Raw genomic sequence first — 21,308 nt, forward strand, 5'->3', positions numbered from 1 at the left:
TTCTTTCGTGTCAGGCGCCGTCCAGAAACAGGCGGCACGCCGGGTTGGCGGTCTCATCGACATAGGGGTAGCCCAGGTCGGCGAGGGCGGCGGTCAGTTGGGCCTGCTCCTGCGGCGGCACGCTGATGCCCGCCAGCACCCGGCCCACGTCGTCGCCGTGGTTGCGATAGTGGAACAGGGTCAGGGCCCAGGCGGGCTGGAGGCTGTTGAGGAAGCGCAGGAAGGCGCCTGGCCGTTCGGGGAACTGGAAGCGCAGGATGCGTTCATGCGGCAGGCCCACCGTGCGGCCGCCGACCATGTAGCGGACGTGCAGTTTGGCGGTCTCGTTGTCGCTCATGTCCTCGACGGCGTAGCCGCCGGAACGCAGCGCGGCGATCAGGTCGTCGCGCTCGTGCGGGCCGTTCCTGAGGGCGACCCCGACGAAAATCTGGGCGTCGCCGTCGCCGGACCAGCGGTAGTTGAACTCGGTCACCGACCGGCCGTCCAGCGTATCCAGGAAGCGGCGATAGTCGTCGCGGTCATCCTTCATCGCCACGGCCAGCAGGGCCTCGGCGCCCTCGCCGATCTCGGCGCGTTCGGCGACGTGACGTAGCCGGTCGAAGTTCAGGTTGGCGCCCGAGTTGATCGCGATCAGCGACCCCTTCCTGAAATCGGGGCCGGGATGGGCGGCGGCCCAGGCCTTGAGCCCCGCAAGCGCGACGGCGCCCGACGGCTCGGCGATGGCGCGGCTGTCGTCGAAGATGTCCTTGATCGCGGCGCAGATGGCGTCGGTGTCCACCAGCACGATCTCGTCCAGCAGATCCTTGCACAGGCGGAAGGTCTCGGTTCCCGCACGGCGCACGGCGACGCCGTCGGCGAACAGGCCGACCTCGTTCAGTGTCACGACCTCGCCCGCGTCGATGGACGCCTTCATCGTGGGGGCGTCGATCGGCTCCACGCCGATGACGCGGGTGTCGGGACGAAGGAATTTGACGATGGCGGCCACGCCGGCGGCCAACCCGCCGCCGCCGATGGGCACGAAGATCGCCTCGATGGGATCGGCGTGCTGGCGGGCGATCTCAAGCCCCACCGTGCCCTGGCCGGCGATGACGTCGGGGTCGTCGAAGGGGTGGATGAAGGCGGCGCCGGTCTGGCTCTCCAGATGGCGGGCGTGGGCATAGGCCTCGTCGAAACTGTCGCCGTGCAAGACCACCTCGCCGCCTAGGGCGCGGACGGCGGCGACCTTGATGCCGGGGGTGGTGGTCGGCATGACGATGGTCGCAGGCGTATTGCGGCGCGCGGCGGCCAGGGCGACCCCTTGCGCGTGGTTGCCGGCCGAGGCGCAGATGACGCCCTTCGACAGTTCGTCCTCCGACAGGGCGGCGATCTTGTTGTAGGCGCCACGGATCTTGAACGAGAAGACCGGCTGCAGGTCCTCGCGCTTCAGCAGGACAGGTCGGTCGAGCCGCGCCGACAGGCGGCGCAGCGGATCGAGAGGCGTTTCCTCGGCCACGTCATAGACGCGGGCGGTGAGGATGCGGCGGATGGTGTCCTGCATGGAAATGTCGTGAATGGGCTTCAAGCGGCAAAGAAGTGGGCTGTCGTCTAGGCGAAGTCGGCCGTCTTGGGAACGGTTTTTGCAAATCCGAGCCGTCGGCGCTTGCGGGGTGCGGCTTTGCATTTCCTCTTGCACCGCGTCCGCATCGGCCTACATTGGATGTGCTTATGCTAACTTTGAGCATAAGGGCATGGGAGATGATCATGGCGGACGGCGCCTTTGGTCTGACGAAGGAACTGGAGCGGGAGACCGCCGGGGTGTGGGCGAAGGTCAAGGACCACGTCACGCCGCTGGAGTGGCCCGAACAGGCGCGGCTGATCAGCGAGATCAACCGGCTGAAGCGCGAGCGCGACGCCGTCATCCTGGCCCACAACTATATGACGCCCGAGATCTTCCACGGGGTCGGCGACTATGTCGGCGACAGCCTGGGGCTGGCCAAGGAGGCCGCGCGGTCGGACGCCAAGGTGATCGTTCAGGCGGGCGTGCATTTCATGGCCGAGACGTCCAAGATCCTGTCGCCCGAGAAGACCGTGCTGATCCCCGATCTGCGGGCCGGATGTTCGCTGGCGTCGTCGATCACGGGGGCGGACGTGCGGCTGATCAAGCAGCGCTATCCGGGCCTGCCGGTCGTGACCTATGTGAACACCACTGCCGATGTGAAGGCCGAGACCGACATCTGCTGCACCAGCGCCAACGCCGTGCAGGTGGTGGAATGGGCGGCCAAGGAATGGGGCGTGGACCGGGTCATCCTGATCCCCGACGAATATCTGGCGCGCAATGTGGCGGCCCAGACGACGGTCGGGATCATCGCCTGGAAGGGCCGCTGCGAGGTGCACGAACGGTTCACGGTGGACGACATCGCCGAGATGCGCGCCGCCTATCCGGGCGCCGAAATCCTGGCCCACCCCGAATGCCCGGAAGACGTGCTGGCGGCGGCGGACTTCGCCGGATCGACGGCGGCCATGACCGACTATGTCGAGGCGCGTCGGCCCAAACAGGTGGTCATGATCACCGAATGTTCGATGGCCTCGAACGTGGCCGGCGACGTGCCGGGCGTGCAGTTCATCGGCCCGTGCAACCTGTGCCCGCATATGAAGCGGATCACGCTGCAGAACATCCACGACTGCCTGCTGCACATGCAGTTCGAGGTGACGGTGCCGGCCGATATGATCGAACGCGGACGCCTGGCGGTGCAGCGGATGATCGACCTGCCGCCGCCGCTGGTTCCCGCGCGCTACGACCTAGTCAAGGCGCGCCATCACGTCGATGTGGAGCTGATCTGAGCGTGACGCGGCGATCGGTCCCGGCGACGGGACGGGTTCTCGCGCCCATCTGGACGTCATGAGCAACACCGACACCCCAAACCCCAAACCCGCCCCCGGTCCCTGGGACCCTCGGCCCGAAGCCGTTGCCGTGCGCGAGGCGCCGGTAGAGCGCGCCGCTGTCGAGGCCCCAGTCGAGAAGGATCAGAGCCTGGTCTGGGCCCTTCTGTCCACGGCCCTGATGGGCGGCTTCCTGTGGTGGGTCACGGGCAGCGCCATCGTGGCGGGCGCGGTGCTGATCGGCCTGTTCGTCCACGAGGCGGGGCACGCCCTGGCGATGAACAAGCTCGGCATGGGGCCGGCGCGCATCTACATCATTCCTTTCTTGGGCGGACTGGCCAAGGCGCGGCGCGAGCCTCGCAGCGAGTGGGACGGCGTGCTGGTGTCGCTGGCCGGGCCGGCGTTCGGCCTTCTGGCCATGATCCCCTTCGTCGGGGTCTGGATGGTCTTGGGGCAGGGCGAATGGCTGATGGGCGCCTTCTTCATCGCAATGCTGAACTTGGTGAACTTGGTCCCTGCGCCGCCGCTGGACGGGTCCAAGGCCCTGGGGCCGGTGCTGACCCGCGTGCATCCACGCCTGGAGCAGATCGTGCTGCTGGTCATCGGCGTGGCGGTGGTCTGGTGGGGGCTTACGACCGGGCGGTTCATCCTGGCCGCCTTCCTGGCCCTGTCGGTGTTCAGCCATCTGAAGCGCGGCGTCTGGCGCGCGGCCTGGGGGACGCTGAGCTGGCCCGAGGCGGGCAAGAGCCTTGCGCTTTATCTGCTGACCCTGGCGGTGTGCGCGGCGGCGGCCGTCGGCGCCCTGATGCCGATGACCGGGGGCGATCCGGTCGGTGCGATGCAACTGGGCCTGAACTATCTGGGAGTACGCGGATGAACCGAACGCGGCATGACGGGCCGCTGATCGTCGGCGCAGGCCTGGCGGGGCTGTCGGCCGCGCTCGAAGCGGCCAAAGCGGGGGCCAAGGTCCTGGTGGTGACGCCGGAACCTCTGTTGAACGCCTGTTCGTCCGCCTGGGCGCAGGGCGGCATGGCGGCGGCCCTGACAGCCGTGGATTCGGCCGAGTTGCACGCCAGGGACACCCAGGCGGCGGGCGCGGGCCTGGTCGATCCGGGCGCGACGCGGACCTTGACCGAGGCGGGGCGCGAGACGGTGGAGTGGCTGGCGGCCCTGGGCGCGCCGTTCGACCGGGATGCGGACGGCGGCTTCGTCGTCAGCCTGGAGGCGGCCCATTCCGTCCCCCGCGTGGCGCGGGTCGGCGGCGACGGCGCGGGGCGGGCCATCCTGTCGGCCGTGGTCGCGGCGGTGCGGGCCGAGAAGCTGATCGAGGTGTGGGACGATGCGCGGCTGAAGGGCCTGCTGCAGGACGCCGACGGCCGAGTGGTCGGGGCGGTGGTCGTGCGCGGCGATCGTCTGGTCGAGATCACGGCCACGGCCGTGGTGCTGGCCACCGGCGGGGCGGGCGGCCTGTTCGCGGCGACGACGACCCCGGCGGTGCTGAAGGGCGAGGGGATGGCGCTGGCTGCGCGAGCCGGTGCGGAAATCCTCGATCCCGAGTTCGTGCAGTTCCACCCCACCGCTATCGACGCGGGATTGGACCCCGCGCCCTTGGCGACCGAGGCGCTGCGGGGCGAGGGGGCGCGGCTGATCGACGGGCAGGGTCGGTTCCTGCTGGGCGCCGAGAACGACGCCGATCTGAAGCCGCGCGATGTGGTGGCGCGGGCGGTCCATGCGGCGCGGGCCGAAGGGCGGGGCGCCTTTCTGGATGCGCGCACGGCCATCGGCGAGGCCTTCCCGCACGAGTTTCCCGCTGTCTTCGCCGCCTGTATGCGCAGCGGTCTGGATCCGCGCGTCAGCCCCATTCCGGTGATGGCCGCCTGCCACTATCACATGGGCGGGATCGCCGCCGACGCGGATGGGCGCACGACGGTTTCGGGCCTCTATGCGGTGGGAGAATGCGCGGCGACGGGGGTGCACGGCGCCAACCGGCTGGCGTCCAACTCCCTGCTCGAAGCGGCGGCCTTCGGTCGGCGCGCAGGCGTGGCGGCGGCCCTGGAGACGGGCGGCGGCCGTCCTGCGCCGGTCGGGATCGCGCCCGACCTGCCCGAGGCGGCGATGGCTGAACTGCGGACCGCGATGACGGCCCATGCGGGCGTGGTGCGCGATGCGGAGGGGCTGTCGGCCTTGATCGCCCTGATCGACCGGCTGGAGACCAAACACGGGCCGGCGGCCGTTTTGCTGGCGGCGCGGCTGATCGCCCAGGCGGCGCTGGATCGGCGCGAGAGCCGGGGCGGTCATTATCGTTCAGACTATCCTCAGACGGCGGCGCGCGCCGACCACACGCGGGTGCGCATCACCCGCCCGGCGGCGCTGGAGGCGGCGGAATGAGACGGCTTCCCGATGTCCTGATCGAACCCGTCGTTCGCATGGCTCTGGCCGAGGATCTGGGCCGGGCGGGCGATGTGACCGCCATGGCCTGCATTCCCGAGGGCGCGCGCATGAAGGCGGCGTTCACTGCGCGCAAGCCCGGCGTGCTGGCGGGGATCGATTGCGTGCGGCTGGCGGTGCTGGCCATGGATCCGAAGGCGTTCGTGGACGTGCGCCTCCATGACGGTGACGCCTTCGAAGCCGGCGCGGTGCTGGCGGTGGTCGAGGCCGACGCCCGCGCCTTCCTGTCGGCCGAACGCACGGCCCTGAATCTGCTCGGGCGGCTCAGCGGCGTGGCGACCCTGACGCGGACCTATGTCGAGGCTGTCGCCGGAACGAAGGCGCGGATCGCGGACACGAGGAAGACCACGCCGGGCCTGCGTGCGCTGGAAAAGCACGCCGTGGCCTGCGGCGGCGGAATGAACCATCGCTTCGGCCTGGATGACGCCATCCTGATCAAGGACAATCATGTCGCTGTCTGCGGCGGGGTCGCCGAGGCCGTGCGACGGGCCAGGGCCTTCGCCCCGCACCTGATGAAGGTCGAGGTCGAGGTGGACGGGCTGGATCAGCTGGACGCCGTTCTGGCCCTGATCGACGAGGGCGCGGCGCCGGACGTGATCATGCTGGACAACTTCAGCCTGTCGGACCTGCGGGCCGCCGTGACGCGCGTCGCCGGGCGGATCGTGCTGGAGGCCTCGGGCGGGGTCGATCTGACGACCGTGCGCGGCATCGCCGAGACGGGCGTCGACGTCATCTCGGTCGGCGCCCTGACCCATTCGGCGCCGGTTCTCGACATCGGTCTGGACGCGCTCTAGGCGCCAGACCCTCCAGACCTGGGCCTATCAGGCGGGGCTGGAGGCCGTTTCGACGATGTCGGTCTTGGCGGGGGCGTCTGCCGGACGCGCAGGACGCGACGCCGGCTGGGCGTTGGCGGCGCGAGCGGCGGTCGGCGCCGGGGTCGTCGCGGCGGCCGGACGCGGCGGCGTCGCTGGCTGGGCGGCGGGAGCCGGCAGGGACCGGCCTTCCTGCGCCAGCACCATCGTATAGGCCACGGCCTGTCCGGCCTGACGCGCGGTCTCGACCGGGTTGAGGCCGGCCTGGATCAGGCGGGGCTGTTCCGCAGGGGCCGAAGGCCGCGCCGCATAGGTGAAGGCGCCGCTGGAGCCCGAACGCCCGCCGAAGCGATAGAACAGATGGCTGCCGACCTGGCTGACCTGAACCAGCGACGAACGCCAGCCCGGCGCGACGGCGGTGGTGTGGAAGTGGGTGGCGTTGCCGACGCGGGCGAAGACCGATCCCGACATGGCGTCCGACGCGACGGCGCGCGCGCGGTTCCAGGCGGTTTGGTTGACGCGACCACGCATCACGCCCGAGCAAGTGAAGGAGAACTGGCAACCGGTGCTGCGGGCCGCGCCCTGGAACACCACGCCGCAGACGGTCTTGGGGAAGGCGGGGTGGCGCACACGGTTCAGGACGACCTGGGCCACGGCCTTCATGCCGTCGCCGCCTTCGCCGCGGGCTTCATAATAGACGGCCTGGGTCAGGCAATCGAGGTCGCGGCTGGCGTCCAGGGCGTTGGCCATCTGGAAGGGGCGGGCGGCGGTCGGGGCGGTCAGGCTGGCGCGGCGCAGATTGGCGTCGCCGGGCGCACGCAGTTGTTCGAGACGGGCGGCCAGCAGTTCGGCCTGTCGGTCGCGCTGGGCCGAGCCGGCGCTGGTATAGGGATCGTGGCGACGCGCGATGGTCAGGGCGCTGGCGTCCAGGCCGCCTGCGGCGGCGGCGAGCGCTTCTTCGGTGAAACCGGCGGCGGTCGCGCCCTGAATCCGTTCAGCCTGGGCGCGCAGCGTCGTCGCGCGCGCAGCCGTGCCGCCCAGATAGGCGCATCCGATCGCCAGTCCCACCAGACCGCCAAAGGCTGCGGCGGCCGTCATGGGCTTGATCTTGGCCACACGATCGGCGCGCAGAATGGCGCGCGTCTGCGAGGAATGCGACAACGAGATAGTCCTGTTCAGCAGGGCGAGAAACGCGGCCCCCGGGGGTAGTCTTGCCGGCGAGGCGACCTTTGCGGTCGCATTCCAGCCTGCAATTTCCGGCGCTCGGCTCAGTGGCCCGGGCGTCGAGGACGGGCCTTTAGCCAGCCTTTTATGGCCTCATTGTGTTCGATTCGCAATCCGATGGTTAAGGTGGCGAAACGACTAGGTATTTTTCAGATGGGCGACGGCGTGTGGCCGAAATCCGGCGCATCCTTCATAATCGAACTATCGAATACTGTATTCGGTTACACAGAAACTTCCCGTCGAACGACGTGTTGCGGTGCAGCGGACTAAAGGTGTCGCTTTGGTCTGTTCAAGATTGTGACGGTGCGCGTAATCGCTACTAAAGCAAAAGGCAGGAACCGCGATGCGGCATCCGCGTTGAAGCTTGGCCTTTTGGAGAGAAGCATCATGTCCCGAACACTCGTCCTGACCGCCGCCGTCGCCGCCGCCCTGACCCTGGCCGCCTGTGGCGCCACCGTCGAACAGAAGGCCGCCAGCGGCGCCATCGCCGGCGCCGTCGTGGGCGGTCCTGTGGGCGCTGCCGTCGGTGGAGCCGCCGGAACGGCCGTGGGCCAGGCGCAAAAGCCGAACTGACCCGGCGCCGATCGCGCCCGCTCGGATGGCGGCCCTTGCCATCCGGCGGGCGCGACCTACCTTAGACAAGGCGTGTCGATGGCGACGCCGTCGCACGCCAAATGACGCTCAGAACCGATTTCCTGGCGGCGAACCTTGATTTTCGCCCGCTTATCGGCTTTGTGCCCCCCGCTTCGGGATGCGCGTTTTTTTTCGCCGCCTGACCCCCGACGGCCGCCCCTGGCCGTTCACAAGGAACCCTGACGCTTTCGCATGAAAGATCTGAAGACCGGATTCTCCGACCGCATTACCGCCCAGCAGGAGGCCAAGAAGGCCCTGCTCGCCAAATTCAAGCCGAAGGCCGCTGCGCCCGACCCCGAATTCGATCGGCTGGCCGAGAAGCGCGCCGCCGAAAAGGAAGCCCTGCGTCAACAACACGAGATGGCCAAGGCTGAACAGCGCCGCGAGAAGGCCGACAAGGACGCCGCTCGCATGGCTGCCGATGCCGCCGCTCAGGAAGCGATCGAGGCCGAGAAGCGCGCCGACCGCAAGGCGCGCAAGCAGTTGACCAAGGAAGAGCAGAAGGAAAAGCGCGACGCCCGTTACGCCGCGCGCAAGGCGCGCCGCTAGGCCCCCGCCGACTACTGAACCGACTGCTGAAAAGATCGACGCGTCGCAGCACTGCGGCGCGTTTTTCTTTGCCTGTCAGCTTGCCGGCGCGGCGCTCAGTCGCTCCAGCAGGGCGCGCAACTGGTCGGACGAATAGGGTTTGCGCAGCAGCGGCCAGGTCGTGTCGGCCAGCACCGCATCCACATCCTCGCCGACATAGCCCGAGGTCAGGGCGATCCGCAGTTCCGGCCACTCGACCGCCGCCACGCGCGCCAACTCCACCCCGCTCATACCGCCCGGCATGACCACATCGGTCAGCATGACGTCGAAGCGGTCGGCGTGCAGGAACTTCAGCGCATCGTCGCCATTCTCGGCCCAATCGACCTCAAGCCCGAAACCTTCCAGGATTTCCAGCGCCACGGCGGCGACGCCGGGATCGTCCTCAACCAGCAACATCCGCCCGCCCTCAGCCAGAGGCGCGTCGTCTCCCGACGCCGCGACCGGCGCGGCGACCGCATCCTCGGCTGACAGGGGCGGCAGATAGAGGCAGATCTTGGCTCCCTGTCCCGGCTCCGATTCGATATGGACGCCGCCGCCCGACTGGCGCGCGAACCCATAGACCTGGCTCAGGCCCAGGCCCGTGCCCTTGCCGACGCCCTTGGTGGTGAAGAAGGGTTCGAACACCCGGTCGCGGATCTCGGGCGACATGCCCTCGCCATTGTCGGACACGGCGACGCAGACATAGTCGCCGGGCGGCAGCTCTGCGACCTGGCCGGCCTCGACCGTGCAGGCCCGAGTCTGGACGGTGATGCGCGCATGGCGGCTCTTGGCCCCCGTCACATCGCCCAGGGCGTCGCGGGCGTTGACGATCAGGTTCAGCAGCGCCGCCTCGAACTGAGCCGGGTCCACATTGGCGCGCGCGCCGCCGCGCTTCAGTTTCACCTTGAAGTCGACAGCCTCTCCGACGGCGCGACGCAGCAAGGGTTCGCTCTCGCGGATCAGGGCGTTCAGGTCGATCGGCTCGGGCCTCAGCGCCTGGCGGCGCGAGAAGGCCAGCAGCTGGTGCGTCAGGCTCTCGCCGCGCCGCGCCGCCGCCAGGGCCGCCTCGCCCAGCTTCTTGCGCTTGGCCGGATCCTCGCTGCGCAGGATGATGTCTAGTGCGCCGATCACCACGGTCAGCAGGTTGTTGAAATCGTGCGCCACCCCGCCGGTCAGGCGTCCGACCGCCTCCATCCGCTGGGCGTGAACCAGCTGGGCCTCGGCCTGGGCCTTTTCGATCAGGGCCTCGTCGACCCGCTCGGCCAGCAGTTCGTTGATCCGCTTCAGGTCGTCCTCAGCGCGCTTGGCGTCGGTCACGTCCAGGCAGGCGCCGACATAGCCCTGGAACTGTCCCGAGGCGTCGAAGCGAGGCACGCCCTCGTTGCGCAGCCAGCGCAGGCCTAGCAGCGGGTGGTTGACCCGCGTCAAGGCCTCGAACCGATCCTTCGCCTCGAAGGCCCGCATGAAGGCGGCGACGAAGACGCCCTCGTCGTCCGGGTGGATCAGCGCGCGCCAGCTGTCGGGCAGGTGGCCCTCGGCCTCCACCCCGAAGAAGGTGCGATAGCGCCTGTTGGCGAACACCATCTGAGCGGCGTCGTCGCTCATCCAGATCAGGGCCGGCGCGCTGTCGGCGACGGTGCGGAAACGGTTCTCGGACTCTTCCAGCCTGGCCTGGGCCGCGCGCATATCGGTCACGTCGAAGGCCACGCCGACGAAGCCGACGACCTCAGACCCGTTCAGCCGGGGGCGCGAGAAGGACTTCAGCCATCGCCAGTCGCCGTCGTGACGCCGATAGCGGGCCTCCATCGAGAACGGCTCGTGCGTCGCTTCCCCCGCCACGGATTCCGCCAGGATGCGGGCGTGGTCGTCGGGGTGCAGCACATCGCGCCAGTCCAGCGTGCGAACCGTCTCGTAGTCCGACCCATAGAAGTCGACATAGGCCTGGTTGACGAAGGCGCGGGTGCGGTCCTGCTGCGTGACCCAGATCAGGACCGGGGCCGTGTCGGCGACGGCGCGGAAGCGTTCCTCGCTCTCGCGGGTCTCGTTCTCGGCGCGGGCGCGCTCGACCTCGGCCCAGGTCCGGGCGGCGACCTCCTCGACCAGGGCGACCTGCGCCTCGGTCCACAGACGCGGCGCCGCAGAATGGACATAGAGGAAGGCGCGCAGGCGTCCCGTGCGGATCAGGGGCGCGCGGATCAGGGCGCGGGTCTGAATGGCGTCGAAGGCGTCGGCGAAGGCGGCCGTGCGGGCATCCTCCCGGACATCTTCGATCTGGATCGTGCGGCCTTCCGCCAGATCCGCGATCAGGCCCTCGCCGAAGGCGTTCAGGCTGAACTGGCCCTGAGCGCTGGCGACGCCGGCGGTCCAGTCGCGGCTCATGGAGACCACGCCCGCCGCCTGATCCACCTCGCCATAGCCGACCCGGTCGGCGTCCAGCAGGGCGCCCAGGGCGCTCTCGACATCGGCCATGATCTCTTCGGGATCGGTCAGGTCACGCAGGCGGTCGCTGAGGTCCAGCAGGAAGGCCTGGCGACGCTCGGCCCGCGCCGCCGTCTCCAGCGCCTCGCGCGTCTCCGTCACGTCGAACGAAATGCCGGCATAGCCCAGGAACACGCCCTGACCGTCGAAGCGCGGGCGGACGATGGCCCGCATCCAGCGCCAGACGCCGTCCTGCCCCTTTATCCGCCCCTCCATCTCATAGGGCAGACGCTCTGCGGTGGCGGACCGCTCGGCCGCCTTGATGGTCTCCAGGTCGTCGGGATGAACCGCCGCCTTCCAACCGCCCTCGCGCAGGGCTTCCACGGTCAGGCCATGTAGGGCGAAGACCGCCGCATTGACGAACTCGAACTCGCCCTCGGCGTTCAGCAGCCAGATGGGAGACGGCGCGGTATCGGCCAGCTGCCTGAACCGCGTCTCGCTTTCGCTCAGTCGTGAAATCGCGCTGCGCAAGGACGCGCCGACCAGGGCCATGAATAGGCCGACCAGCACAAAGTTCCAGGTGGCGACCCCGCCGATGGCGCTGAGGATTCCGTCCCGGCCGGTCGTCGTCAGGGCGACGATAGCCCAGCCGCCTCCGGTGCAGACGGCGAGGGCGGCCAAGGCGCCGGACCAGCCGCCCGCCAGCGCCGCCAGCGTCACGGCCGGCAGCAGGATGGCGAAACCGGTCACCTCGCCATAAAGGGCGGACGCCGCCGCGCGGACCGCCAGCCCGGCCAGGGCGAAGCCGACACCGATCAGCACGCGACGCAGGGGCGATGTCGCGGACAGGCGCGCCAGGCCGATCAGCCAGCCGTCCATTCCCGCGATGCGCCGTGAGGCCGCGCCTTGGCTCATGCTGTTCCGCTTCCCCGGCCGAGTTGTCATCTCGCGACGTCGGAACGCAGCTTTACACCTTGCGTTTCGAGCGACCACCCCCGTCGCGCAGCGGAGGTCGCGATAACGACGGTCGTCGGATCGCCGGAAAATGGCCTATAAGTCCGAATAGATGCGCGGTTTCAGCGAAAGGCGATTGCGCCGATCGCGGCTGTGGACGGTGAATGACCCTGTTGCTCTGGAAGACGATGTGGACGGCGCTGCGGCGCTCGGCGGCGGCCCTGCCCGCGGCCGGCGCGGTGCTGGGCGTCGCCATGGCCGCCGGGTCCAGCGTGCGCCCGGACGTCGATCGCACCGCCGAGGCCGTGTCGCGCATCACCGGCGGCGATCTGGGCGAGGGCGGGCTGGCGGCGATCAGAGGCCGTTTGACCCCGTCGCAACTGGCCATGGCCATGCGTCATGACCCCGGACTGTTGCAGCCGGCCCTGTATGGACTGACGCCGGGCTGGGAAAGCCTGACCCTGGCGGGCAAGCCGGGTCTGGAACTGGGCAAGAACGGGCTGGAGGCCCAGCGGTTGAACGCCGCCCTGGCGCCCGCGTCCGGCGCGCTGCGTCCCGCCCTGCCGTTCGTGTTCAAGGGCAGCGCCGACGACCGCAGGCGGGCTTTGCGCTGCCTGACCCAGGCCGTCTATTTCGAGGCGGCGCTGGAGCCGGACAGCGGCCAGGCCGGCGTGGCCCAAGTGGTGCTGAACCGGGTGCGCGATCCCAACTACGCCAACACCGTCTGCGGCGTGGTGTTCGAGGGCGCCGAGCGCACTACGGGCTGCCAGTTCAGCTTCACCTGCGACGGCTCTCTGGCCCAGGCGCCGGTCGGCTGGGCCTGGGACCGGGCGCGCAAGGTCGCGGAGAAGGCGCTGAACGGCGAGGTCGCCCAGCAGGTCGGCACCGCCACCCACTATCACGCCGACTATGTGCATCCCTGGTGGGCGCCGACGGTGGCAAAGGTGACGCAGATCGGCGCGCACATCTTCTATCGCTGGAAGGGCGTCTATGGCGAAACCGCCGCCTTCCGCAAAGTCTATAACGGCCGAGAGCCTGCCATCGACGAGGCGCGCTTCTCGCGGCCCCGCATGATCATCGCCGCCGGCGCCGCGACCGGCGGCCCCGATCCCGACGCTTTGACCAAGGACGCCCCCCTGCGCACCGTCGAGGTCGATGGTCATCAGCGCGTCGTCGGTGTGGTCAGCCTGGGCGGACGTCGCCTGCCGACCCGCGACGAGGTCGCCGCCATCAACGCCCGCCTGACCGCGCTGGAACGGCCCGCCACGACGCCCAAGCCTGCGACGCCCGCGCCTGAGGGCGTGGCGACCATGGACGTCGAAGAAGTCGGTCGTCCCACGAACTGAAATCGTGCATTGCAACGCTTTGACCGGTCCGGGCATTGATGACCGTGCCCGGACCTCTCCGGCCCGACGAGGACGCCTGCTTGACCCACCCCGAAGTCGAATGTCCTAGGTGGGACGAGGCTGACCGTCTGAGGGCGCTCAAACAGTATGGCGTGCTGGATACGACGCCCGAGGCGTCGTTCGACGACCTCGCCAATCTGGCCGCGCGCATCTGTGGGACGACCATGGCCGCCGTCAGCCTGGTCGATGCCGAGCGTCAGTGGTTCAAGGCCGAGATCGGCCTGAGCGCGCGCGAGACGCCGCGCCCCCTGTCCTTCTGCGCCCACGCCATGCTGGCCGACGACGCCATGGTCGTGAAGGACGCGCTTCTGGATACACGGTTTGCCGACAACGCCCTTGTGACGGGTGCGCCGCATATCCGCTTCTATGCCGGCCATCCGCTGAAGACATCGGACGGGGTGTCGCTGGGCGCGTTGTGCGTGCTGGACGAAAAGCCGCGTCCCGAAGGGCTGACCGAGCTTCAGGCCATGGCGCTGAAGACCCTGGCCGACCAGGTCATGACCCAGCTTGAGCTGCGCCGCGCCCTGCTGGAGCGGGACCGCAGCCAGCACATCGCGCGCCTGGCGATGGAGGCCTCGGCCTATGTCGGCGCCTGGGACTGGGACATCACGCAAAATCTGGTCGTGGCCGACGAACGGTTCGCCCGCATGTACGGCGTCGACGCCGCCGCCGCCCAGAATGGCGCGCCGATCGAGGTCTTCACCGCCAGCGTCCACCCCGACGACGCCGCCCGCGTCCACGACGAGATCGAACGCGCCAAGTCGGGCGAGGGGATATTCGTCAGCGAATACCGTCTGACCAGCAATGGCGTGGTGCGCTGGGTTCTGGCGCGTGGTCAGGTCTATTTCGACCGTTCGGGCGAAGCCGTTCGCCTGCCGGGCATTGCGGTGGACATCACCGAGCGCAAGCAGATCGAGACGGATCTGGCCGAGACGGCGCGGGCGCTGAGCGAGAGCGAGACCCGGTTCCGCGTCCTGGCCGACGCCATGCCGCAAATGGTCTGGTCGACGCTGCCCGACGGTTTCCACGACTACTACAACGCCCGCTGGTACGAGTTCACGGGCGTGCCGGCCGGTTCGACCGACGGCGCGGGCTGGAACGACATGTTCCACGCCGACGACCAGCAGCGCGCCTGGACCGTCTGGCGTCATTCGCTGGAGACCGGCGAACCCTATGAGATCGAATACCGGCTGAAGCATCACAGCGGCGTCTATCGCTGGACGCTGGGTCGGGCGGTCGCCGTCCGCGACGAGCAGGGCGAGATCACCCGCTGGTTCGGCACCCTGACCGACATCGACGAGCTGAAGAAGCTGGAACAGGGCCGCGAGCTGGTCAGCCAGGAGCTGAGCCACCGGATCAAGAACATCTTCGCGGTGATCACCGCCCTGGTCGCCCTGTCGGCGCGACAGTATCCCGAGGCCAAGGCCTTCTCCGCCTCGCTGCGCACCCGCATCGCCGCCCTGGCCCGCGCGCACGAGTTCGTGCGGCCGCACACCGAGACGTCGAAGCCGACGGTGGGGGCGACGACGCTGCATTCCTTCCTGTCGGACCTGTTCAAGGCCTATGCCGACGAGACGGGGACGCCGCGCGTCAGGATCACGGGAGACGACGCCGTGTTCGACGATCAGGCTGCCACCTCGGTCGCCCTGCTGTTCCACGAACTGGCGACCAATGCGGCCAAATACGGCGCCCTGTCGGAAAAGGGCGGCATGGTCGCTCTGTCCACCGCACGTGACGAGGACCGGTTCGTCCTGACCTGGACCGAAAGCGGCGGCCCGACCGTGCAGGGAGAACCCTCGCGCACCGGCTTCGGCTCCTCGCTGGCGACATTGTCGGTGCAGGGACAATTAGGCGGACGGCTGGAACGCGAATGGCGGGCAGAAGGTTTGAAGGTCATCGTCGATCTGCCGGCGACGGCGCTGTCGCGCCGCAGGGCCGCCAATGCTGTTGGAAATTAGCGTTATGTTGAAACCTATCGGTCAAAGTTGCGTTGTGTACGCTCCCGAGCATAAGCACTGACCCCATGACTGCGCGTATCCTCATCATCGAAGACGAAGCCCTGGTTGCGATGGAGCTGCGTTTCGTACTGGAAGATCTGGGACATGAAGTCCTGGGTGTGGCCGCGACCGCAAAGGCCGCGCGCGATCTGGTGCGCGAGAACGATGTGGACCTGGCTCTGGTCGATATTCACCTGTCCGACGGCCCGACCGGCATCAACCTGGGCCGCGAGCTGGGTCAGGACATGGGCGTCTCCGTCCTGTTCATGACCGCCAACCCCGGCATGGTGCGCGACGGCGTCGCCGGCACCATCGGCGTCCTGTCCAAGCCCACGGACGAACAGGCGGTTCAGACCGCCGTCGATTACGCCCTGCGCCGCCGTCATGGCGAGCCGGTCGATTACGCGCCGCCGGGCCTTCAACTCTTCGCCTGACCGCCTTCAAGGCGGTTGCGGACGCGCCGATGCGGCATATGTCGAGGGCTCCCCACAAGGAGACCTCCCCCATGACGACCCTGACCAAACGCAAGCTCGGCTCCAGCGCCCTGGATATTGCCCCCTTGGTGTTCGGCGGCAACGTCTTCGGCTGGACGGCCGAAGAGGCGACGTCGTTCGCCCTGCTGGACGGGTTCGTCGAGGCCGGGTTCGACGCCATCGACACCGCCGACGCCTATTCCCGCTGGGTGCCAGGCCATTCGGGCGGCGAGAGCGAGATTATCATCGGCAAGTGGTTGAAGGCGCGCGGGCGACGCGACGACGTCAAGATCCTGACCAAGGTCGGATCGGACATGGGGCAGGGTCACAACGACCTGTCGCCAGGCTGGATCGAGACGGCGGTCGAGGCGTCGCTGCGCCGGCTCCAGACCGACTATATCGACCTCTATCAGACCCACTGGCCCGACCCAAAGACGCCGCAGGAAGAGACGCTGCGCACGCTCGACAAGCTGGTGAAGGCCGGCAAGGTGCGGGCCATCGGCACGTCGAACCATTCGGCCGAACAGGTGAGCGAGGCCTTGGCCATTTCCGAACGCGAAGGCCTGGCTGCCTATGCGACGATCCAGCCGCACTACAACCTCTACAGCCGCGACACCTTCGAGGGCGGATTGCAGGACCTGGCGGTCTCGAAAGGGCTGGGCGTCATCACCTATTTCAGCCTGGAGAGCGGTTTCCTGACCGGCAAATACAAGACCGCCGATCAGATCGCCGGGACCAAGCGCGAGGGGATGCTGAAGGACAAGTTCGACGAGCGCGGCGTGCGCATCCTAGCGGTGCTGGACGCCGTGGCCCAAAAGAACGAGGCGACCTCCGCCCAGGTGGCCCTGGCCTGGCTGCTGGCCCAGCCGGGGGTGACGGCGCCGATCGTCAGCGCGACCTCGACCGAGCAACTGGCCGACACGCTGAAGGCGGCGACCCTGACGCTGTCGGACGAGGATGTGGCGGAGCTGACGGAGGCGTCGGCTTACTGATGCCAACGAATCGGGGTCACCAAACCCCGATCTTCTCCGCCTCGGCGTGGCTGATGGGGTTGTGGGCCTTGGCGTGGTCTTCCTCGGCGAGGAAGCGGCTGACTTCCAGAGCGGCCATGCAGCCCATGCCGGCGGCGGTTACGGCCTGGCGATAGACGTCGTCGGTCACGTCGCCGGCGGCCCAGACGCCCTCGATGGCGGTGGCGGCCGTGCCGGGCGTGACCCGCAGATAGCCGCCGGAGTTGGTCTCCAACTGGCCTTTGAACAGTTCCGACGACGGGGCGTGGCCGATGGCGATGAAGACGCCGTCGGCAGGGATCTCCCGTGTCGAGCCGTCCTGCACGTTCTTCAGCCGCACGCCAGTCACGTTCCTGGCGATGCCGTCCACCACACCGACGACCTCCTCGACCGCCACGTTCCAGATCACCTCGATCTTGGGGTGGGCGAACAGGCGGTCCTGCAGGATCTTCTCGGCGCGGAACTCGTCCTTGCGGTGGATGACCGTGACCTTGGAGGCGAAGTTGGTCAGGAACAGCGCCTCTTCGACGGCGGTGTTGCCGCCGCCGACGACCACGACGTCCTTGCCGCGATAGAAGAAGCCGTCGCAGGTGGCGCAGGCCGAGACGCCGAAGCCCTGGTAGGCGGCCTCGCTCTCTAGACCCAGCCATTTGGCCTGGGCGCCGGTGGAGATGATGATGGTCTCGGCCAGGATCTCGTCGCCGCCGTCCAGCTTCAGCCGGAACGGGCGCTGCGACAGGTCGGCGGAAACGACGATGTCGTGGATGACCTCGGTCCCGACATGCAGGGCCTGGGCCTGCATCTGCTCCATCAGCCACGGGCCCTGGATGGTGTCGGCGAAGCCGGGATAGTTCTCGACGTCGGTGGTGATGGTCAGCTGGCCGCCGGGCTGGATGCCGGCGATGACGACGGGGTTCAGCGAGGCGCGGGCGGCGTAGATGGCGGCGGTCCAGCCGGCGGGGCCGGAACCGATGATGGCGACGCGAACGGTACGAGCTTGGGTCATGACGCCTATTTAGTCAGTGATTCCCGTTTGCGCGATGCTAGTCTCGCCTGACGAGAAGGGGAGATGGGGATGAGCGACAAGGGTGCAGCCTTTTTGCCGATCGGAGTCGGCATGGGCGTGTCGATGGGGGTGGCGCTGGGCGTCGCGCTGGACAACATCGGCCTGGGTCTCGCCCTGGGCACGGCCATCGGGTCGGGCCTGGGCGTGGCGCTGATGGGCGCGGTGAACGCCAAGGCCAAGCCCACGAAGAATGGCGACGGGTCGGATGGTGGCGGCGGGGTCATGCCGACGTCGGACACGCATCATCAGAGCGGCCATGACGGCGGCTCGGACGGCGGCGGGGATGGCGGCGGCGGGGGCGACTGAACGCCACTGTAATTTTTTTGAGTGCACTTTAGTGCAGATTTTTGCGAGCCATTCTTAATGCGCCTCCAAAGCCATGGATGAACGCTAGGTCATGCCTGCGTCAGGATTGGACGTGGGCTAACGCGCCCGCATCGCTTCCAGCACAGCCCGCGCCGCGCGATCGGTCTCGGCCAGGGGATCGTAGGTCCAGTTGTCCAGTGTGCCGTCGAACGGGCGTGTCGCGCCGCGTGATTGCAGGTCGTCGTGCAGGCGGGCGAACTTGTCGCCGGACTTCAGCGGGATCATCGGCAGGACATGGACGGGCTTACCGGTCGAGGCGGCCTCGGCGGCCATGTTGGCGCTGTCCTCGGTGACCAGCACGTGGTCGGCGAAATGCAGGAAGCCGAACAGGGGGTTCTCTCCGGTCCCGTCCCAGATCCAGCCGGGCAGTTTCGACAGGCGGGCGGTCATGGCCGCCTTGGCCGCGTCAGGCGTGCGGCGCGAGAAGGTCAGCATCAACGAACCGCCCGACGCTCGCACGGCGTCCGCGATCTGATCGGCCAGGTCCGCCGCATGGGCCTCGGGCAGGTCGAAGGCCCTGGACTTGCCGCCGATCAGCACGGCGACGCGCGGGTGGGGCAGGGGTGCGATCCGGTCGGCGAATGCGGGCGCAGCTTCGGCGATCCTCTGCGGCGTGATGCGGTGGGGGGAGCCGGTGATCTCGAAGACATTGTCGCCGGACAGTTCGTCATGGGCGGGGGCCACGATCAGGTCGTAACGGTCGTTGGCCCAGCGCGGATCCTGGGTCTGGACGACGAAGGTCTTGCCGTCGCTCCAGCCTTTGATGCGGGTCGAGAGGGGCAGGGTCGCGCGGCCGGTGGCGATCCACAGATTAGGCCACGGTGCTGTTAGGGCGTCGGAAGCGGACGCCAGCATGGTCGGGGTCTTCAACGCCGACGGCAGGCGGTCGAACAGCGGCCGCCAGCGAACATGTTTGATCGCGATCTCGGCCGGGGTCAGGCGCTGAACGGCCTCGGCGAGGCCGAGCGCCTGGTTCTCGATGCCGGCGCGGCCGTCGGAGACGACCCAGATGGAGAGGGGTGGCGTCATCTGCTCTCCCTCCCCCAGCGGGGGAGGGTGGCCGAGCGGAGCGAGGTCGGGTGGGGAGGGCAGAGCGAAACCCCACGGACCTTACTTGTTTCAGACAGTGCGTCCCTGCCGGGCCGCCCCCACCCCGTCGCTGTGCGACGACCCTCCCCGGAGCGGGGAGGGAGAAGGTCGTGCGAGGTTTGGCTTACTTCCACTCGACCTTGAGGATTTCGTAGGCCTTCACACCGCCGGGGGTGTTGACCTCGACGACGTCGCCGACCTCCTTGGAGATCATGGCGCGGGCGATGGGCGAGGCGATGGAGACCTTGCCCTTCTTCACGTCGGCTTCGTGCTCGCCGACGATCTGGTAGCGCGCCTCGTCCTCGGTGTCCTCATCGACCACGGTGACCGTGGCGCCGAACTTGACCTGGCTGCCCGACAGTTTCGACACGTCGATGACCTGGGCGCGGCTGATCTTGTCCTCGATGTCCGCGATCTGGCCTTCGATCCAACCCTGCCGCTCCTTGGCGGCATGGTATTCGGCGTTTTCAGACAGGTCGCCATGTTCGCGGGCCTCGGAGATGGCCGCGATGACGCTCGGCCTTTCGACCGACTTCAATTGCTTTAGTTGATCGTCGAGGACACGGTAGCCCTCGCCCGTCATCGGCACTTTTTCCATTGGTGTCGTGATTTTTCTGGTTCGCCCGGAGACTGGAAAGACGCGAAGTAAGCATACAAAAGGCCGCGGGGCGGGCGCGGCCGGGCATCAATACTAGGGTTTCCCGCTCAAGATTTCAAGAGCGGGGCCCCGAGCCGATGAAACATCAGGCTCGCGCGGGCGGTTCGGACTTGGGATCGCGGCGCAGGACGCCCTTGATCAGGCTGTAGGCCAGCCAAGCGACGGCGGCGAGGCCGGCCAGCATGAACAGGCCCGAGACAAGGGCGGCTCCTGCAGCCATGAAGGCCAGGATGAAGGCGACGGCCGCTGCAAGTCCGGCCACGATCTGAATGGTTTGAAGGCGCATGGCCTATCAACGTGCTGGACGACGCCGGGTTGCGTCGCCCTGGATCACGATCCGATCACGCGTAGCTGTAAGGGCCGCCGCGCTCCAGGGCGCGCTGATAGGCGGGGCGGGCATGGATGCGGGCCAGGAAGGCTTTCAGGCGGGGTTTCGTCGCGGCGTCGAATGCGCGGTCGGCGCCGGCCTCGACGGGGAAGCTCATCATGATGTCGGCGGCGGTGAACTGATCGCCCGCGAACCATTCGGACCGGCCGAGTTCATCCTCCCAGAAGCCGATGTGGGTCTTGAGCTGCGGATCGACGAAGCTGGTCAGGGCCTTGGAGGCGATGCTCTTGACCAAGGGCTTGAGCAGGGCCGGCGCGCGGCGTGGCAGCATGCCGAACACCAGTTTCAGCAGCAGGGGCGGCATGGCTGACCCTTCGGCATAGTGCAGCCAGTAGGTGAAGCGGCGACCGTCCTCGGTCCCCGCCGCCGGCCGCAGCCGACCCTGGCCGTAGGCATCCAGCAGATATTCGACGATCGCCCCGGTCTCGGCGACCTTGACCCCGCCGTCCTCGATCACCGGCGACTTGCCCAGGGGGTGGATGGCCAGCAGCTCGGGCGGGGCCAGGCGGTTGCCGGCGTTTCGCTCATAGCGGACGACCTCATAGTCCAGCCCCAACTCTTCCAGCAGCCACAGGACGCGCTGGGAACGGCTGTCGTTCAGGTGATGGACTTTGATCATGGGTCGGCTCCAGGCGGCGAGGCGCGACTATTCGCATCGCCGCCCCAGAAGTCGAGGGGGAAGTCGAGCGCTATCGCGGGCGACGACCGCTCCAGCGCGCGCGTGGCTCGGGCGTAGGTTTTGGCGTGACCTGGGGCTTTCCGCCTTCGCGACGATTGCGCCAGACCTCATAGGCTAGGGTGGCCAAGGCCAGCTTGCCGGCGTGGCGGCCGGCGACGCGGCGACCGCCCTTGGACAGCAGCAGGCCGCCGAGGATGGGAACGAGTTTGTGCAGACGGGACATGGTTGATCTCCTTCCCCGACCCAACGCGCGGGACGACA

20 protein-coding genes are annotated in these 21,308 nt (G+C 68.3%); 11 read left to right on the plus strand and 9 right to left on the minus strand.

What is annotated here, in order from left to right; genetic code table 11:
* Positions 1 to 10: 10 nt before the first annotated feature.
* Positions 11 to 1,537 (minus strand): threonine ammonia-lyase, biosynthetic, encoded by a 1,527-nt coding sequence (gene ilvA / locus ACQY72_RS13655; protein WP_428154212.1) that lies wholly within the window; start codon positions 1,535 to 1,537, stop codon positions 11 to 13.
* 167 nt (positions 1,538 to 1,704) lie between these two features.
* Between ilvA and nadA the strand changes: the two genes are divergently transcribed.
* The 4 genes from nadA to nadC are packed head-to-tail and all read left to right on the plus strand — an operon-like array spanning position 1,705 to position 6,101.
* Positions 1,705 to 2,820: a quinolinate synthase NadA gene (gene nadA, locus ACQY72_RS13660; RefSeq protein ID WP_428154214.1), complete on the plus strand. Its 1,116-nt coding sequence runs from the start codon at positions 1,705 to 1,707 to the stop codon at positions 2,818 to 2,820.
* A gap of 58 nt (positions 2,821 to 2,878) precedes the next feature.
* A complete protein-coding gene (locus ACQY72_RS13665; RefSeq protein ID WP_428154216.1) occupies positions 2,879 to 3,736 on the plus strand; it encodes a metalloprotease in 858 nt (285 codons plus the stop codon).
* On the plus strand, positions 3,733 to 5,247 hold the full coding sequence (locus tag ACQY72_RS13670) for an L-aspartate oxidase (RefSeq protein WP_428154218.1): 1,515 nt from the start codon (positions 3,733 to 3,735) through the stop codon (positions 5,245 to 5,247). The genes ACQY72_RS13665 and ACQY72_RS13670 overlap by 4 nt, the downstream gene beginning before the upstream one ends.
* Complete coding sequence (gene nadC, locus ACQY72_RS13675; RefSeq protein WP_428154219.1) at positions 5,244 to 6,101, plus strand: carboxylating nicotinate-nucleotide diphosphorylase; 858 nt, start codon at positions 5,244 to 5,246, stop codon at positions 6,099 to 6,101. Before ACQY72_RS13670 ends, nadC begins: the two co-directional genes overlap by 4 nt.
* A gap of 27 nt (positions 6,102 to 6,128) precedes the next feature.
* On the opposite strand, the gene ACQY72_RS13680 is transcribed toward nadC, so the two are convergent.
* Positions 6,129 to 7,280: a cell wall hydrolase gene (locus ACQY72_RS13680; RefSeq protein ID WP_428154220.1), complete on the minus strand. Its 1,152-nt coding sequence runs from the start codon at positions 7,278 to 7,280 to the stop codon at positions 6,129 to 6,131.
* Positions 7,281 to 7,730: 450 nt separating this feature from the next.
* Between ACQY72_RS13680 and ACQY72_RS13685 the strand changes: the two genes are divergently transcribed.
* Together ACQY72_RS13685 and ACQY72_RS13690 are read left to right on the plus strand one after the other, a co-directional pair.
* Positions 7,731 to 7,916, plus strand: a complete 186-nt coding sequence (locus ACQY72_RS13685) for a hypothetical protein (RefSeq protein WP_428154222.1) — start codon at positions 7,731 to 7,733, stop codon at positions 7,914 to 7,916.
* Positions 7,917 to 8,168: 252 nt separating this feature from the next.
* On the plus strand, positions 8,169 to 8,525 hold the full coding sequence (locus ACQY72_RS13690; protein WP_428154223.1) for a DUF6481 family protein: 357 nt from the start codon (positions 8,169 to 8,171) through the stop codon (positions 8,523 to 8,525).
* A gap of 75 nt (positions 8,526 to 8,600) precedes the next feature.
* On the opposite strand, the gene ACQY72_RS13695 is transcribed toward ACQY72_RS13690, so the two are convergent.
* Positions 8,601 to 11,876: a PAS domain S-box protein gene (locus ACQY72_RS13695; protein WP_428154225.1), complete on the minus strand. Its 3,276-nt coding sequence runs from the start codon at positions 11,874 to 11,876 to the stop codon at positions 8,601 to 8,603.
* Between the two features lie 203 nt (positions 11,877 to 12,079).
* Here ACQY72_RS13695 and ACQY72_RS13700 point away from each other — a divergent pair, with 203 nt between their 5' ends.
* The 4 genes from ACQY72_RS13700 to ACQY72_RS13715 all read left to right on the plus strand — a co-directional run bounded on the left by ACQY72_RS13700 (position 12,080) and on the right by ACQY72_RS13715 (position 16,783).
* Positions 12,080 to 13,261 (plus strand): cell wall hydrolase, encoded by a 1,182-nt coding sequence (locus ACQY72_RS13700; RefSeq protein ID WP_428154226.1) that lies wholly within the window; start codon positions 12,080 to 12,082, stop codon positions 13,259 to 13,261.
* A gap of 80 nt (positions 13,262 to 13,341) precedes the next feature.
* On the plus strand, positions 13,342 to 15,279 hold the full coding sequence (locus tag ACQY72_RS13705) for a PAS domain-containing protein (RefSeq protein WP_428154228.1): 1,938 nt from the start codon (positions 13,342 to 13,344) through the stop codon (positions 15,277 to 15,279).
* Positions 15,280 to 15,344: 65 nt separating this feature from the next.
* Positions 15,345 to 15,752 carry a response regulator gene (locus ACQY72_RS13710; RefSeq protein ID WP_428154229.1) on the plus strand — a complete coding sequence of 136 codons (408 nt, stop codon included), beginning with the start codon at positions 15,345 to 15,347 and terminating at the stop codon, positions 15,750 to 15,752.
* Positions 15,753 to 15,823: 71 nt separating this feature from the next.
* Positions 15,824 to 16,783 (plus strand): aldo/keto reductase, encoded by a 960-nt coding sequence (locus ACQY72_RS13715; protein ID WP_428154230.1) that lies wholly within the window; start codon positions 15,824 to 15,826, stop codon positions 16,781 to 16,783.
* A 16-nt stretch (positions 16,784 to 16,799) separates the two neighbouring features.
* Here ACQY72_RS13715 and trxB read toward each other — a convergent pair whose 3' ends face one another.
* The gene (gene trxB / locus ACQY72_RS13720) at positions 16,800 to 17,807 is read right to left on the minus strand and encodes a thioredoxin-disulfide reductase (RefSeq protein ID WP_428154231.1); all 1,008 of its coding nucleotides are present in this window, start codon (positions 17,805 to 17,807) and stop codon (positions 16,800 to 16,802) included.
* 69 nt (positions 17,808 to 17,876) lie between these two features.
* Between trxB and ACQY72_RS13725 the strand changes: the two genes are divergently transcribed.
* Positions 17,877 to 18,173 carry a hypothetical protein gene (locus tag ACQY72_RS13725; protein WP_428154232.1) on the plus strand — a complete coding sequence of 99 codons (297 nt, stop codon included), beginning with the start codon at positions 17,877 to 17,879 and terminating at the stop codon, positions 18,171 to 18,173.
* Between the two features lie 117 nt (positions 18,174 to 18,290).
* Here the strand turns inward: ACQY72_RS13725 and ACQY72_RS13730 are convergent, their stop codons facing one another.
* From ACQY72_RS13730 to ACQY72_RS13750, 5 genes are all read right to left on the minus strand, one after another.
* A complete protein-coding gene (locus tag ACQY72_RS13730) occupies positions 18,291 to 19,262 on the minus strand; it encodes a mitochondrial fission ELM1 family protein (RefSeq protein WP_428154233.1) in 972 nt (323 codons plus the stop codon).
* A gap of 184 nt (positions 19,263 to 19,446) precedes the next feature.
* Complete coding sequence (gene greA, locus ACQY72_RS13735) at positions 19,447 to 19,920, minus strand: transcription elongation factor GreA (protein WP_346494833.1); 474 nt, start codon at positions 19,918 to 19,920, stop codon at positions 19,447 to 19,449.
* Positions 19,921 to 20,065: 145 nt separating this feature from the next.
* Positions 20,066 to 20,266: a hypothetical protein gene (locus ACQY72_RS13740; protein ID WP_346494834.1), complete on the minus strand. Its 201-nt coding sequence runs from the start codon at positions 20,264 to 20,266 to the stop codon at positions 20,066 to 20,068.
* A 55-nt stretch (positions 20,267 to 20,321) separates the two neighbouring features.
* Complete coding sequence (locus ACQY72_RS13745) at positions 20,322 to 20,987, minus strand: glutathione S-transferase family protein (RefSeq protein ID WP_428154234.1); 666 nt, start codon at positions 20,985 to 20,987, stop codon at positions 20,322 to 20,324.
* Between the two features lie 70 nt (positions 20,988 to 21,057).
* Positions 21,058 to 21,270 (minus strand): cysteine protease, encoded by a 213-nt coding sequence (locus ACQY72_RS13750; protein WP_428154235.1) that lies wholly within the window; start codon positions 21,268 to 21,270, stop codon positions 21,058 to 21,060.
* Between the last annotated feature and the right edge of the window lie 38 nt (positions 21,271 to 21,308).

It is taken from the genome of Brevundimonas sp. (assembly GCF_965279155.1).
Classification (GTDB): domain Bacteria; phylum Pseudomonadota; class Alphaproteobacteria; order Caulobacterales; family Caulobacteraceae; genus Brevundimonas.

Coding starts and splice junctions, on each gene's coding strand:
- ilvA (WP_428154212.1), bottom strand. CDS start 1,537: ATGCAGGACACCATCCGCCGCATCCTCACCGCCCGCGTCTATGACGTG.
- nadA (WP_428154214.1), top strand. CDS start 1,705: ATGCTAACTTTGAGCATAAGGGCATGGGAGATGATCATGGCGGACGGC.
- ACQY72_RS13665 (WP_428154216.1), top strand. CDS start 2,879: ATGAGCAACACCGACACCCCAAACCCCAAACCCGCCCCCGGTCCCTGG.
- ACQY72_RS13670 (WP_428154218.1), top strand. CDS start 3,733: ATGAACCGAACGCGGCATGACGGGCCGCTGATCGTCGGCGCAGGCCTG.
- nadC (WP_428154219.1), top strand. CDS start 5,244: ATGAGACGGCTTCCCGATGTCCTGATCGAACCCGTCGTTCGCATGGCT.
- ACQY72_RS13685 (WP_428154222.1), top strand. CDS start 7,731: ATGTCCCGAACACTCGTCCTGACCGCCGCCGTCGCCGCCGCCCTGACC.
- ACQY72_RS13690 (WP_428154223.1), top strand. CDS start 8,169: ATGAAAGATCTGAAGACCGGATTCTCCGACCGCATTACCGCCCAGCAG.
- ACQY72_RS13695 (WP_428154225.1), bottom strand. CDS start 11,876: ATGAGCCAAGGCGCGGCCTCACGGCGCATCGCGGGAATGGACGGCTGG.
- ACQY72_RS13700 (WP_428154226.1), top strand. CDS start 12,080: ATGACCCTGTTGCTCTGGAAGACGATGTGGACGGCGCTGCGGCGCTCG.
- ACQY72_RS13710 (WP_428154229.1), top strand. CDS start 15,345: ATGACTGCGCGTATCCTCATCATCGAAGACGAAGCCCTGGTTGCGATG.
- ACQY72_RS13715 (WP_428154230.1), top strand. CDS start 15,824: ATGACGACCCTGACCAAACGCAAGCTCGGCTCCAGCGCCCTGGATATT.
- trxB (WP_428154231.1), bottom strand. CDS start 17,807: ATGACCCAAGCTCGTACCGTTCGCGTCGCCATCATCGGTTCCGGCCCC.
- ACQY72_RS13725 (WP_428154232.1), top strand. CDS start 17,877: ATGAGCGACAAGGGTGCAGCCTTTTTGCCGATCGGAGTCGGCATGGGC.
- ACQY72_RS13730 (WP_428154233.1), bottom strand. CDS start 19,262: ATGACGCCACCCCTCTCCATCTGGGTCGTCTCCGACGGCCGCGCCGGC.
- greA (WP_346494833.1), bottom strand. CDS start 19,920: ATGGAAAAAGTGCCGATGACGGGCGAGGGCTACCGTGTCCTCGACGAT.
- ACQY72_RS13740 (WP_346494834.1), bottom strand. CDS start 20,266: ATGCGCCTTCAAACCATTCAGATCGTGGCCGGACTTGCAGCGGCCGTC.
- ACQY72_RS13745 (WP_428154234.1), bottom strand. CDS start 20,987: ATGATCAAAGTCCATCACCTGAACGACAGCCGTTCCCAGCGCGTCCTG.
- ACQY72_RS13750 (WP_428154235.1), bottom strand. CDS start 21,270: ATGTCCCGTCTGCACAAACTCGTTCCCATCCTCGGCGGCCTGCTGCTG.